The 13,496-nt window shown below is 68.5% G+C and carries 14 protein-coding genes; 13 read left to right on the top strand and 1 reads right to left on the bottom strand.

Going from position 1 to position 13,496, the window contains the following annotated elements; translation table 11 throughout:
• Positions 1-9 precede the first annotated feature (9 nt).
• From nagZ to AC07NG_RS08890, 12 genes are all read left to right on the top strand, one after another.
• Positions 10-1,038 carry a beta-N-acetylhexosaminidase gene (gene nagZ / locus AC07NG_RS08945; protein WP_494593421.1) on the top strand — a complete coding sequence of 343 codons (1,029 nt, stop codon included), beginning with the start codon at positions 10-12 and terminating at the stop codon, positions 1,036-1,038.
• Complete coding sequence (locus tag AC07NG_RS08940; RefSeq protein WP_492855991.1) at positions 1,035-1,856, top strand: segregation and condensation protein A; 822 nt, start codon at positions 1,035-1,037, stop codon at positions 1,854-1,856. The genes nagZ and AC07NG_RS08940 overlap by 4 nt, the downstream gene beginning before the upstream one ends.
• 25 nt (positions 1,857-1,881) lie before the next feature.
• Positions 1,882-2,553: an SMC-Scp complex subunit ScpB gene (gene scpB, locus AC07NG_RS08935; protein WP_487288311.1), complete on the top strand. Its 672-nt coding sequence runs from the start codon at positions 1,882-1,884 to the stop codon at positions 2,551-2,553.
• A gap of 143 nt (positions 2,554-2,696) precedes the next feature.
• A complete protein-coding gene (locus tag AC07NG_RS08930; RefSeq protein WP_058349436.1) occupies positions 2,697-2,921 on the top strand; it encodes a twin-arginine translocase TatA/TatE family subunit in 225 nt (74 codons plus the stop codon).
• A gap of 104 nt (positions 2,922-3,025) precedes the next feature.
• A complete protein-coding gene (tatB, locus tag AC07NG_RS08925; protein WP_494593418.1) occupies positions 3,026-3,664 on the top strand; it encodes a Sec-independent protein translocase protein TatB in 639 nt (212 codons plus the stop codon).
• Positions 3,661-4,563: a twin-arginine translocase subunit TatC gene (tatC, locus tag AC07NG_RS08920; RefSeq protein WP_110120911.1), complete on the top strand. Its 903-nt coding sequence runs from the start codon at positions 3,661-3,663 to the stop codon at positions 4,561-4,563. The genes tatB and tatC overlap by 4 nt, the downstream gene beginning before the upstream one ends.
• Before the next feature lie 43 nt (positions 4,564-4,606).
• Entirely contained in the window at positions 4,607-4,855 is a 249-nt protein-coding gene (locus AC07NG_RS08915) for a ribbon-helix-helix domain-containing protein (protein WP_494593415.1), read from the top strand.
• Positions 4,845-5,138, top strand: a complete 294-nt coding sequence (locus AC07NG_RS08910) for a type II toxin-antitoxin system RelE/ParE family toxin (RefSeq protein ID WP_494593413.1) — start codon at positions 4,845-4,847, stop codon at positions 5,136-5,138. The genes AC07NG_RS08915 and AC07NG_RS08910 overlap by 11 nt, the downstream gene beginning before the upstream one ends.
• Positions 5,139-5,219: 81 nt before the next feature.
• Positions 5,220-6,515, top strand: coding sequence for a serine--tRNA ligase (gene serS, locus AC07NG_RS08905; protein ID WP_494593411.1), 1,296 nt, complete (start codon positions 5,220-5,222; stop codon positions 6,513-6,515).
• Positions 6,512-7,327 carry a 5'/3'-nucleotidase SurE gene (surE, locus tag AC07NG_RS08900; protein WP_494593409.1) on the top strand — a complete coding sequence of 272 codons (816 nt, stop codon included), beginning with the start codon at positions 6,512-6,514 and terminating at the stop codon, positions 7,325-7,327. The genes serS and surE overlap by 4 nt, the downstream gene beginning before the upstream one ends.
• Entirely contained in the window at positions 7,327-7,986 is a 660-nt protein-coding gene (locus AC07NG_RS08895) for a protein-L-isoaspartate(D-aspartate) O-methyltransferase (protein WP_494593407.1), read from the top strand. Before surE ends, AC07NG_RS08895 begins: the two co-directional genes overlap by 1 nt.
• Positions 7,987-8,091: 105 nt before the next feature.
• Positions 8,092-9,996: a LysM peptidoglycan-binding domain-containing protein gene (locus tag AC07NG_RS08890; RefSeq protein WP_494593405.1), complete on the top strand. Its 1,905-nt coding sequence runs from the start codon at positions 8,092-8,094 to the stop codon at positions 9,994-9,996.
• Positions 9,997-10,084: 88 nt separating this feature from the next.
• Here AC07NG_RS08890 and sodC read toward each other — a convergent pair whose 3' ends face one another.
• Complete coding sequence (gene sodC, locus AC07NG_RS08885) at positions 10,085-10,609, bottom strand: superoxide dismutase[Cu-Zn] (protein WP_110120907.1); 525 nt, start codon at positions 10,607-10,609, stop codon at positions 10,085-10,087.
• Between the two features lie 115 nt (positions 10,610-10,724).
• Here sodC and gyrA point away from each other — a divergent pair, with 115 nt between their 5' ends.
• Positions 10,725-13,481, top strand: a complete 2,757-nt coding sequence (gyrA, locus tag AC07NG_RS08880; protein WP_494593402.1) for a DNA gyrase subunit A — start codon at positions 10,725-10,727, stop codon at positions 13,479-13,481.
• Positions 13,482-13,496: the final 15 nt, after the last annotated feature.

The raw sequence follows: 13,496 nt of genomic DNA, 5'->3' as shown, positions 1-13,496 counted from the left end.
GGGATCCCCATGAGCGTGTCGTCCGCCGCCATCCTCGGCTGCGCCGGGACCGTCCTGAGCGCGGAAGAAGCCGCCTTCTTCCGCGACGTGCGGCCGTGGGGCTTCATCCTCTTCAAGCGCAACATCGAGACGCCCGACCAGGTGCGGGCGCTGACCGCCGCCCTGCGCGAGACGGTCGGCCGTCCCGACGCGCCGATCCTGATCGACCAGGAAGGCGGCCGCGTCGCCCGCCTGCAGCCGCCCCACTGGAAGAAGTATCCGCCGGGCCGCGCTTACGGGGATCTCGTCGCCAACGACCCGCTGGTCGCCCGCGAGATCACCCGTCTCGGCGCGCGCCTGATCGCCCACGATCTGACCTCGCTGGGCATCAATGTCGACTGCGTGCCGGTGCTGGACGTGCCCGATCCCAAGGGCCACGAGATCATCGGCGATCGCGCCTATGGCGACACGCCCGAGCAGGTGGCGACCCTGGGCCGCGCGGCGGCCGAGGGGCTGCTGGCCGGCGGCGTGCTGCCGATCATCAAGCACATCCCCGGCCATGGCCGCGCCATGAGCGACAGCCATCTGGAGCTGCCGGTCGTGAAGGCCAAGCTGGCCGAGCTTGAAGCTCGCGACTTCGCCCCGTTCCGGGTGCTGTCGGACATGCCGATGGCGATGACCGCCCACGTCGTCTACACGGCCATCGACCGCCGCAACCCAGCCACCACCTCGAAGAAGGCCATCAAGAAGGTCATCCGCGAGTCCCTGGGCTTTGACGGCCTGCTGATGAGCGATGATCTGTCGATGAAGGCGCTGTCGGGCGACTTCAAGCAGCGGGCCAAGGACAGCCTGTCCGCCGGCTGCGACGTGGTCCTGCACTGCAACGGCGACATGGACGAGATGAAGGCCGTGATGGCCGGCGTCGGCAAGCTCTCAAAGGAGGCCCGCCGCCGCGCCCAGGCGGTCATGGGCCGCCTGGTCAAGGTGCACGAGCCGCTCGACGTCGCCGAGGCCCGCGCCCGCTTCGACGCCGCCTTCGACGGCCGGTTCGCCGGGTGAGCACGGGCTTCCAGCCCACATTCGACTTCGCGGCCGCCCGGGAGGCGGCGGAAGACGGCGCGGCCCTGGTCATCGACATCGACGGCTACGAAGGCCCGCTGCACGTCCTGCTGGCTCTGGCCCGCAACCAGAAGGTCGATCTGCTCCAGCTGTCGATCACCAAGTTGGCCGAGCAGTATCTGGCCTTTGTGCAGCAGGCCCGCCGCGTTCGCTTCTCGCTGGCCGCCGACTACCTCGTCATGGCCGCCTGGCTGGCCTACCTGAAGTCGCGCCTGCTGTTGCCCAAGCCCGATCGCCCCAAGGCCGAGGAGCCGCCGGCCGAGGAAATGGCCGCCCTGCTGGCTTTTCGCCTGGCCAAGCTCGACGCCATGCGCAAGTCGGTCGAGGCCCTGAAGGAGCGTCCGCAGCTCCAGCGCGACGTCTTCGTGCGCGGCGATCCCGACGCGGTGAAGATCGTCTCCTCCACCCGGTTCGAGGGCGACCTCTACGCCCTGATGAGCGCCTACATCTCCCAGCGAAAGCGCGAGCACGGCCGCCACTACGCCCCGCGTCCGCCCCAGGCCTATCCGCTGGAAGACGCCCGCGACCGCCTGCGCACCTTCCTGCCGAGGATGGAGGAGTGGACGGCCCTGTCCGGCGTCGCTCCCGTCGAGCGCTGGGAGGACGACCCCGACGGCCCCACGCCCGCCAGCTACCTGGCCTCGACTCTGTCGGCCAGTCTGGAGCTGGCCAAGGAAGGCGCGCTGACGGTGCGCCAGATGGGCGCGTTCGAGGAAATCTACCTGCGCACCCGGACGGACGTGGAGGAGGGGGCGTGATCGTGTTGAGAGACAGCTTCTACCCATGACCCTCGACCCCCTCTTCACCGAACGCTGCATCGAGGCCCTGCTGTTCGCGGCGGCCGAGCCGCTGAGCGTGGCCGACCTCGCCAAGCGCCTGCCGGACGGCGCTGACATCCCGGCCGGCATCGCCGACCTGCGCGCCCGCTGGGATGGGCGGGGGATCGAGCTGGTCGAGGTCGCCGGCCGCTGGCGCTTCCAGACCGCCGCCGACCTGGCCTTCCTGATGACCGAGGAACGCGAGGAGCCGCGCCGCCTGTCCAAGGCCGCCCAGGAGACCCTGGCCATCGTCGCCTATCACCAGCCCGTCACCCGGGCCGAGATCGAGGCCGTGCGCGGGGTGCAGGCCAGCCGGGGCACGCTGGACGTGTTGCTGGAGCTGGGTTTGATCCGCATGCGCGGCCGTCGCCGCACGCCGGGCCGTCCGGTGACTTTCGGCACGACCGACGCTTTCCTCGAGCACTACGGCCTGGCGAATCTGGGCGACCTGCCCGGCGTCGCCGAAATGAAGGCCGCGGGCCTGCTCGATCTGAACCTGCCGCCGGGCTTCAGCGTGCCCGATCCGATGGGGCTGCGGGCCGACGGCGAGGAGGAAGACCCGCTGGACGAAGGCGAGACGCCGGAATTCGCTCAGGATTTCCTGGGCGAGCCGGAGGGCGGAGAGCCGGGGCGTTGAGGCCAAGCCTGTCTTGGCCGGGGCGCAATCGCCGCGATTTGCGCCGCTTGGCTCATGGCCATGCGGACGCCTATATTATCTGAGACATTGTAACGACACGCCGCAGCGGCTAAAGCGCCGCTGTCGCAAGGAGCACCGCCGCTATGGGTAGCATGAGCTGGATTCACTGGGTGATCGTGATCGCGGTCGTCGCCCTGCTTTTCGGTGGTCGCGGCAAGCTGTCCGGGATCATGGGCGACGCGGCCAAGGGCATCAAGGCGTTCAAGGACGGCTTGAAGGACGACAGCAGCCAGGAAGTCGCCGACAACAAGTCCACGGGCGCGCTGCCGCGCACCGAGGCCGAGAAGGAAGACCTGCGCAAGTCGTAAGGTTTGTTTTCGCCGCGCCTTCCCCGGAGGGCGCGGCTTCGTTTTTCCAAATCTCTCGGCCCAGGTCTCCACGGGGGAGCGCCGGGCCGGTCTGAGGCGCTTTCATGCTTCCTGATATCGGCGGCGCTGAGCTTCTGGTTATCGCCGCGGTCGCGCTGATCGTGGTGGGGCCGAAGGATCTGCCTGTTCTTCTTCGCAAGCTCGGCCAGTTCGTCGGCAAGATCCGCGGCATGGCTGCGGAATTCCGCGCCAGCTTCGACGAGATGGCTCGCCAGTCGGAGCTGGACGAGCTGCGCCGCGAGGTCGAGGCCATGCGCGCCGGCCAGTACGCCAATCCGGTGCAGGCCGCGGTTGACCAAGCCAAGGACGCCACGGTCGACGAGGTGTTCGCCGATATCGACGCCAGCCTCAACAGCGGCGCCGTCCAGGCCCATCCCTACGCCGGGTACAATCCCGAGCCGGTCGCCGAGCCTGAAGCCGCCATCGAGGCCCCGGCCAAGCCTGTCCGCAAGCGCGCCCCCAAGGCTGTCGCCGAGCCGACCGTCGAAATCGTCTCCAAGACCTCGCGCGCCAAGGCCGCGTCCAAGGACGTCGGCGTCGCCGCCAAGGCTCCGGCCAAGAAGGCCGCCGCCCCCAAGGCGGCTAAAGCCGTCGCCGCCGGCGGCACGGCCGCGGCCGTCGTCAAGCCGCCGCGCAAGCGCACCACCAAGACCGCCTCTTCCAGCTCGGACATCGTCTCGTGACCAACTCGATCGGATATGATCCCGAAGAGGAGATCGAGGCCTCGCGCGCGCCGCTGCTCGAGCACCTGACCGAGCTGCGCTCGCGCCTGATCGTCTGCGTGGTGGCGCTGTTCGTCGGTTTCGGCGTCTGCTTCTACTTCTCGAACCAGCTGTTCCTGTTCCTGATCCACCCGTTCGAGGTGGCCGCCGGCATGGTCGCCGCCAGCAAGGCGGGGGGCGCGCATCACAATCCCTTCGACCTGATCATGGTGCTGACGGGCCTGAAGGACGCGCCGGCAGACGTCGCCCACCAGAAGTTCGTGTTCACGGCGCTGCTGGAGCAGTTCTTCACCAAGCTGAAGCTGTCGGCGTTCGGTGCGGTGGTCATCACCTTCCCGGTGCTGGCCTGGCAACTCTACCGCTTCGTCGCGCCCGGTCTCTACAAGAACGAGCGCGGCGCCTTCCTGCCGTTCCTGATCGCTTCGCCGGTGCTGTTCGTCATGGGCGCGGCGCTGGTCTACTACGTCATGCTGCCGTTCATCGTCTGGTTCTCGATGAACCAGCAGATCTTCGGCGACGCCATCTCGGTCGAGCTGCTGCCCAAGGTGTCGGACTACCTGACCCTGGTGACCTCGCTGCTGCTGGCCTTCGGCCTGTGCTTCCAGCTGCCGGTGGTCGTGTCGCTGCTCGGCATGGCCGGGATCATCGACTCCAAGATGCTGCGCGGCGGCCGCCGCTACGCCATCGTCGGCGTGTTCATCGCCGCCGCCGTCCTGACCCCGCCCGATCCGATCAGCCAGCTGACCCTGGCGATTCCCATGTGCCTGCTCTACGAGATCGGCATCTGGTGCGTCTGGATCATCGAGCGCGGCCGCAAGAAGCGCGAAGCCGAAGAGAGCAAGGACGTCGTGGCGGTCTAGGCTGTCGTTTGACAATCCGGTCGGCCGGTCTCAGGCTGAATTCATGGCGACCATGAACGTGCCTCTGTCGGAAGACGCCAAGAACTGGGTCGAGGAACAGGCCCGGTCCGAGCGCTACGACACGCCGGCCGATTACGTGCGGGACCTGATCGAGCGGGATCGTACGCGGCACGCCAAGATCCAGGCCATGCAGACGCTCGTGGACGAGGCCTTGGCCTCAGGCGACAGCGAGCACAGCATGCCGGAAATCCTGGAGATCGCTCGGGCTAGGGCAAAGGTCTTTGGCCTATAGGCTCAGCCAAAGGGCCAGGGACGATCTTGTAGGAATCTATATCGAAGGCGTGCGCGCGTTCGGCGCATCCCAGGCCGAGCGATATCACCTGAGCCTGGAGCGGGCCTTCGACTTTCTCGCCGCCTTCCCGCGAGCCGCTCCGGAACGTTCGGAAATCACGCCGCCCGTTCGCGTTCATCCTCACAAGGCGCACCTCATCGTCTACCGAGTGGATGAGCGGGGCGTGCGCGTGCTCCGCATTCGGCATGCTCACGAGGATTGGGGCGGCGACCCTAACGGCTGACCCAGCGCGAAAAGGTTGGCGCCCTTGGCGACGCGCCTTAGAGAAGGGCGTTTCTTAACGACTTCCTTCCGAGCGCTCCCGATGCACGACATCAAGGCCATCCGCGAAAACACCGAAGCCTATGAAGCCGCCTGGTCGGCCAAGGGCCGTTCGGGCGCGGCGTCGGAAGCCGTCAAGCTCGACGCCCAGCTGCGCGCCGCACAGACCGCCCTGCAGGAAGCCCAGGCCAAGCGCAACGAAAGCTCCAAGCTGATCGGCGCGGCCAAGGCCAAGAAGGACGAGGCCGAAGCCGCCCGCCTGATGGCCGAGGTCGAGGCGCTGAAGGGTCGCATGGCCGAAGCCGGCGAAGAGGAAGCCCTCGTCGGCGCCAAGCTGAAAGACCTGCTGGCCTCGCTGCCGAACATCCCCGCCGCCGAAGTGCCGGAAGGCGATGACGAGACCGGCAATGTCGAGCAGCGCCGCTGGGGCGATCGCTCCAAGCTGCCGGCCGGCCGCCTGAACGCCCCCAAGGACCACGTCGATCTCGGCGCGGCGCTGGGCGGCATGGACTTCGAAGCCGCCGCCCGCATGAGCGGCGCCCGCTTCGTGGTGCTCAAGAAGGAGATCGCCCGCCTGGAGCGGGCGCTCGGCCAGTTCATGCTCGACCTGCAGACGGTCGAGCACGGCTACACCGAGATCAGCCCGCCCGTGCTGGTCAAGGACGAGGCCCTGTTCGGCACCGGCCAACTGCCCAAGTTCGCCGAGGATCTCTTCCGCACCACCGGCGACCACTGGCTGATCCCGACCGCCGAGGTCTCGCTGACCAATATCGTGCGCGAGCAGGTCACCGGCGAGGAAGAGCTGCCGCTGCGCCTGACCGCCCTGACCCACTGCTTCCGTTCGGAAGCCGGGGCCTCGGGCCGCGATACGCGGGGCATGATCCGCCAGCACCAGTTCCAGAAGGTCGAGCTCGTTTCGATCACCACGCCCGATCAGTCCGAGGCCGAGCACGAGCGCATGGTCGAATGCGCCGAGGCGGTGCTGAAGAAGCTGGAGCTGGAATTCCGCACCATGCTGCTGTGCAAGGGCGACATGGGCTTCGGCGCGCGCAAGACCTACGACCTGGAAGTCTGGCTGCCGTCGCAGGCGACCTTCCGCGAGATCAGCTCGTGCTCCAACTGCGGCGACTTCCAGGCCCGCCGCATGGACGCCCGCTTCAAGAAGGCCGGCGAGAAGGGCACGCACTACGTTCACACCCTGAACGGTTCGGGCCTGGCCGTCGGCCGCACCCTGGTGGCCGTGCTGGAGAACTATCAGGACGAGGGCGGTCGCATCCATATCCCGGCCGTGCTGCAACCCTATATGGGCGGCCTGACCCACATCGGGGGCGCGGCTTGAGGATCCTCCTCACCAACGACGACGGCATCCACGCTCCGGGCCTGCAAAGCCTGGAGCGTATCGCCGCGACCCTGTCGGACGACGTCTGGATCGTCGCGCCGGAATACGAGCAGTCGGGCGCCAGCCGGGCCCTGACCCTGTCCGATCCGCTGCGGGTGCGGAAGATCGACACCCGCCGCTTCGCCGTCGAGGGCACGCCCACCGACTGCGTGGCGCTGGCCTTCCAGGAACTGATCGAGGGTGCCAAGCCGGATCTGGTGCTGTCGGGCGTCAATCGCGGCCAGAACCTGGCCGAGGATGTCACCCTGTCGGGCACCGTCGCCGGCGCCATCGAGGGCATGGTCCTGGGCGTTCCGTCGATCGCCCTGTCTCAGGCCATGACCTATTTCCACGACGAGGTCGTCGCCCACTGGGAGACCGCCGAGCACTTCGGGCCGGGCGTCATCCAGCGCCTGCTGGAGATCGGCTGGCCGACCGACGTCGTCATGAACGTCAACTTCCCGCCGCTGCCGCCGGAACGGGTCGATGCCGTGGAAGTGACCCGCCAGGGCTTTCGCGACTCGCACTTGCGGCGCATGGAAAAGCGGACGGACCTGCGCGGTCGCGACTACTACTGGACCGGTTTCACCGTGAAGCCGTCCAATCCGCCGGAGGGCACCGATCTGAAGGCCGTGTACGAAGGGCGCATCTCGGTGACGCCCCTGCATATCGACCTGACGCACAACGCCACCGTCGCCGCCCTCAAGGGCGTGCTGGGCGGAGCGCCGCCGAAGCTTGCCCAAAAGCCGGAGAGCCCGGAGCCCGGCCTGTGATGGCGAGCGCCAAGCGCCCGGAAGCGCCCGAAGCGCTGCTGAAGCGGCTGCTGGATGCGCTGCGCGAGCAGGGGGTGACCGATCCCAACGTGCTGTCGGCGATCGAGAAGACGCCGCGCGACCTTTTTACTCCCGACCTCTTCAAGGAGCGGTCCTGGGAGGACTCGGCCCTGCCGATCGCCTGCGGCCAGACCATCAGCCAGCCGTTCATCGTCGGCCTGATGACCCAGGCCCTGACGGTCGAGCCGCGTTGCCGGGTGCTGGAGATCGGCACGGGCTCGGGCTATCAGACCGCGATCCTTTCCCGGGTGTCGCGCCTCGTCTACACGGTCGAGCGCTATCGCACTCTGATGAAAGAGGCCGAGGCGCGCTTCGCCGTGCTCGGTCTGACCAACGTCATCACCAAGTTCGGCGACGGCTGGGAAGGCTGGCGCGAGCAGGCGCCTTTCGACCGCATTATGGTCACGGCTGCGGCGCAAGAAGAACCTAAGGGGCTCCTGGCCCAGCTCAAGCCCAACGGCGTGCTCGTCGCACCCGTCGGACGTGGGCCGGTCCAGAGCCTTCGCCGCTATGCCGGCGACGGGAAGGGGGGCTTCACGGTCGAAGTCCTGTGCGAAGTGCGTTTCGTCCCGATCCTGGAAGGCGTCGCCCGCGAGTAGTGCGGGTTCGGCGTCCACAGGTTCGGTGACGCCGTGCGTGTTTGGTTAAGGTTTGATTCACCCTTGCGGCGGCGACTTGAAGGCTCCGCGAGGAAAGGAGAGGTCATGAGGCAGTTGTGGACGCAAGCGGCGGTCATCGCCCTGACGGCTGGAACGCTCGCGGCCTGCGAGACGACCGGTGCGCAGTATCCCACCCGCGCCAGCGAGGGCGTCAGCCCGCCCGTCGTCCAGGCTCCGCCGGCCGCCCAGACGCCGCCTCCGACCCAGGCTCCGCCGCCTGAGGACGACGCCCCGCCGGTGACCGCCCCGGTCGGTGCCGGCGCCGTGTCGAGCCAGCCGCTGGCTCCGGTGGCGACCGCCGAGATTCCGCCGCCGCCCCCGCCGCCGGCCGACAGCCGTCCGCTGCCGGCGCCCGTGCAGCACCAGCCGCCCGCCCAGCCCGCCCTGCGCCCGGTCGTGGTCACCACGACGAACGGCAAGGTCGTCGACGTCGGCGGCGCGCCGGAGACCTATGTCGTCAAGTCGGGCGAGGGTCTCGACGCCGTCGGCCGCAAGATGGGCCTGGCGCGCGCCGAGCTGGCCAAGCTGAACGACCTCGATGAGCCCTATCGTCTGAAGCCCGGCCAGAAACTGAAGGGCAAGTCGACCAAGGCGAAAGCCTATGTCGTCGAGAGCGGCGACACCCTGAGCTCGATCTCCCGCCGCTTCAGCGTCACCCCGGCCGCCTTGGCCGAGGAGAACGACCTGTCGTCGGGCGCCTCGATCCGCGCCGGGCAGAAGATCCGCCTGCCGCAGGGTTACAAGGACAAGGGTCCGGCCAAGACCACGGTGATGCAGCCGGTTCCCGGAGGCTCGACCTCGCTGGCCGGCGCCGGGCCCGCGCCGACCTATTCGGCCCCGCCGATCGGTTCTTCGCGTCCGTCCACGCCGCCGCCGTCGCGTCCTGTCGTCGCCGAGCGCGAGCCCGAGCCGACCCCGGCCGCCACGACGACGACGACCGTCTCCATCGCCGGCAAGGTGATCGAGGTGGCCGGCAAGCCCAAGATCCACACGGTGAAGTCCGGCGACGCCATCGACTCCATCGCCCGCGACCTCGGCACCACCCGCAAGGACCTGGTCGAGGACAACGACCTGAAGGCCCCTTACGTCATCCGTCCGGGCCAGAAGCTGAAAGGCCCGGCCACCACCGACAAGGCCTATGTGGCCGAAAGCGGCGACACCCTGGCTGGCGTCGCCAAGCGCTTCAACGTCAGCGTCTCGGCGCTGTCCAAGGAAAACAACCTGCGCGCCGGCGCGTCGCTCAAAAAGGGCCAGAAGGTCGTTCTGCCCGACGGCTACAAGGACCGGGGTCCGATCCGTACGACGGTGACCACGCCCGCGCCGCGTCCCGCCGGTTCGACCACGACGGCCCAGGCGCCGGCCAGCTCGCCGCCGACCACCGGCCTGCCGTCGGCGCCGCGTCCCTACACGCCGTCGGGTTCGACCCCGTCGACCACCTATTCGCGCCCGAGCGCTCCGGTGTCGGCCCTGCCGGTGACGCCGCCGTCGGCTCCGTCGCGCCCGATCATCGAGAGCAGCGCTCCGCCGACCGAGGCCGAGATCGCCGCCGCCGGCCGTGGCCGCTTCGTCTGGCCGCTGCGCGGCGACATGATCAACGCCTACGGTCCCAAGGGCCCGGGTCAGCGCTTCGACGGCCTGGACATCCGCGCCCCGGTCGGCACGCCGGTCAAGGCCGCCGCCGCCGGCGACGTGGTCTATGCCGGCAACCAGGTGCCGGGCTTCGGCAATCTCGTCCTGATCAAGCACGCCGACGGGTGGGTGACGGCCTACGCCCACCTGTCCACGACCAGCGTCAAGATGCGCCAGGCGATCGCCCAGGGCGAACAGCTCGGCACGGTCGGCCAGACGGGCGACGCTCCGGAACCCATGCTGCACTTCGAGGTTCGCTTCGCCCCGACCCCGAAGGACAAGGCCAAGCCGGTCGACCCCGCCTTGGTGCTGCCGCGCTAAGCAGCGGCTTCAAGCCCATACGACAACGGCCTCCGGAGCGATCCGGAGGCCGTTCTTGTTTCCACCCGGGAGCCGGGGGAGGGGAGGTCTACTTCACCACCCCGCAGGCGCTGCGCGCGCCGGCGCCGCCGATCGGCTGGCTGGTGTAGTCGTCGGGGCTGGCGTGGATGACGATGGCCGAGCCGTCGGCGTCCAGCAGGGCCGGGCGGCCGCGCCCGCCCTTCAGCGAGACGAGCTGCGAGAAGAACTCGGCGCTCGCCACGCCATCGGCCCCGGCATGCAGGTTGGGTAGGTCGCCATTGTCGTTGCCTTCGGCGTTCAGCAGGCCGTGGACCACGGTGGTCGCCGCGTGAACGTGGGCGCCGGCCGACTTGAAGTCCGGCGTTCCGCAGTCGCCCTTCTCGTGGAAATGCAGGCCGTGCCAGCCCGGCGTCAGGCCCTTGGCCTCGATGCGCAGCAGCACGCCGCGCGGCCCTTCGGTGAGCGTCGCCGTGCCGATCGACTTGCCATCAGCGCCCTTGATGTCGGCGGTCGCCGTGGCGGGCGCTTCGGCGGCGGAGGCCGCGGTGGCGGCGACGAGGCCGGCGGCCAGGAAAAGGGCGGTCAGACGCATGAAACTGCTCCTGCAATCAAAGGGACGCATGGGGCCGCGAAGGTGGCGCCGTCCGTGGTGGAATGCTAACTGTTTCCGACTGTTCCGTGTTCGATTCTGACGGCGAAAAATCCCCTTGAGCGACGATCAAAACACTCTGCCCCCTGAAGGGCCGCGCGGAGACATCGCCCCGATCAACATCGAGGACGAACTGCGCCGTTCGTATCTCGACTACGCGATGAGCGTGATCGTCAGCCGCGCCCTGCCGGACGCGCGCGACGGCCTCAAGCCGGTGCACCGTCGCGTGCTGTTCTCGATGCACGAGCAGGGCCAGACGCCCGAGCGCCCGTACGTCAAGTCGGCCCGCGTCGTCGGTGACGTCATGGGTAAGTATCACCCGCACGGCGACGCCTCGATCTACTTCACCCTGGTGCGCATGACGCAGTCGTTCTCGATGGGCCTGGTGCTCATCGACGGCCAGGGCAACTTCGGCTCGGTCGACGGCGATATGCCCGCGGCCATGCGATACACCGAGTGCCGCATGGCGCCGCCGGCCATGTCGCTGCTGGCCGACCTCGACAAGAACACCGTCGACTTCGCCGACAACTACGACGGCAAGGAGCAGGAACCCACCGTCCTGCCGTCGCGGATCCCCAACCTGCTGGTCAATGGCGCGGGCGGCATCGCCGTCGGCATGGCCACCAACATCCCGCCGCACAATCTGGGCGAAGTCATAGACGCCTGCCTGCTGCTGATCGACGAGCCGGACGCGACGACCGACCAACTGCTCGATCTCGTGCCGGGTCCGGACTTCCCGACCGGCGGCGAGATCATCGGCCGGGCCGCCCCGCGCCAGGCGCTGCTGACCGGCCGTGGCTCGGTGATCATGCGCGGCGTGGCCTCGGTCGACGAGATCCGCACAGGCCGCGAAGCCATCATCATCACCGAGATCCCGTATCAGGTGAACAAGGCCAACCTCGTCGAGCACATCGCCGAGCTGGTCCGCGACAAGAAGATCGAGGGCGTCTCCGACATCCGCGACGAGTCCAACCGCGACGGCATGCGCATCGTGGTGGAACTGAAGCGCGACGCCTCGGGCGAGGTGATCCTCAACCAGCTCTACCGCTTCACGGCGCTGCAAAGCTCGTTCGGCGTCAACATGCTGGCCCTGAACCGCGGCCGTCCCGAGCAGATGGGCCTGCGCAAGCTGCTCGAGGTGTTTGTCGAGTTCCGCGAGGAAGTCGTTGTCCGCCGCACCAAGTTCGAACTCGGCAAGGCCCGTGACCGCGGCCACGTCTTGGTCGGTCTGGCCATTGCGGTCGCCAATATCGACGAGTTCATCCACATCATCCGCTCGTCGAAGGACCCGGCCGAGGCGCGCGAGCGCCTGGTGGCCAAGGCCTGGCCGGCCGGCGACATGCTGCCCCTGGTCGATCTGATCGCCGACCCGCGCACCGTGCAGGAAGACGGCGGCCTGATCCGCCTGACCGACGAGCAGGCCCGCGCCATTCTCGCGCTGACCCTGTCGCGCCTGACCGGCCTTGGCCGTGACGAGATCGGCAACGAAGCCGCGAGCCTGTCCGACGCCATCCGCGGCTATCTCGAACTGCTCTCCGACCGCGCCAACATCATGGCCGTGGTCCGCGAGGAGCTGGTCGAGGTGAAGGACAGGTTCGCCATTCCGCGCCGCTGCCAGATCGTCGACGGCGACGCCGACATGGAAGACGAGGACCTGATCGTCCGCGAGGACATGGTCATCACCGTCACCATGGGCGGCTACGTCAAGCGCACGCCGCTGGCCAACTACCGCACCCAGCACCGGGGCGGCAAAGGCAAGTCGGGCATGGCGACCAAGGACGAGGACGCCGTCACCCGCGTGTTCTCGGCCTCGACCCACGCGCCGCTGCTGTTCTTCACCTCGGGCGGCAAGGTCTACAAGCTGAAGGTCTGGAGGCTGCCGCTGGGCGCCGCCAACTCGCGCGGCAAGGCGTTCGTGAACCTGCTGCCGATCGAGCCGGGCGAGACCATCACCTCGATCCTGACCCTGCCCGAGGACGAAGCCACCTGGGACGGCCTGGACGTGATGTTCGCCACCCGCTCGGGCAGCGTCCGCCGCAACAAGCTGTCGGACTTCGTCGATGTCCGCCGCAACGGCAAGATCGCCATGAAGCTCGATGACGGCGACGGCATTGTCGGCGTGTCGGTCTGCAACGCCGACCAGGACGTGCTGCTGACCACGGCCGCCGGCCGCTGCATTCGCTTCTCGGTCGAAGAGGTGCGTGTGTTCGCCAGCCGCGATTCCACCGGCGTGCGTGGCGTGAAGCTGGCCGACGGCGACACCGTCATCTCCATGGCCGTGCTGCGCAGCGTCGCGGCCACCCCGGCCGAACGCGCCGCCTATCTCAAGCACCAGCGCGCCCTGCTGCGCGCCGCCTCGGGCGAGGAGGGCGAAGACGCCCCGGCGCCGGAGGAGACCGAGGAAGAGGCCGACGAAACCAGCCTGTCGGTCGAGCGCATCGCCGAACTGGGCGCGGCCGAGGAGATCATCCTGACGATCTCGTCGGAAGGCTATGGCAAGCGCACCAGCGCCTATGACTTCCGTCGCACGGGTCGTGGCGGCCAGGGCCTGGCGGCCCAGGATCTGAGCAAGCGCGGCGGCAAGCTGGTGGGCTCGTTCCCCGTCGAGGAGAGCGACCAAATCCTGCTGGTGACCGACGCCGGTCAACTGATACGGTGCCCCGTCACGCAAATTCGTGTTGCGGCGCGGAATACTCAGGGCGTAACCGTCTTCCGCACGGCGGCAGACGAGCATGTCGTGAGCGTCGAGCGTCTGGCGGAAGCCGGCGGCGACGAAGGGCAAGGCGACGCAAGCGGGGCGGATGAGACCCCGTAAGTCAGAGGACGCAGG

The sequence above is a fragment of the Caulobacter sp. GW821-FHT10C03 genome, assembly GCF_059415485.1.
The sequence above is the reverse complement of the archived record's forward strand: the minus strand, read 5'-3'. Positions and strand labels throughout refer to the sequence as shown.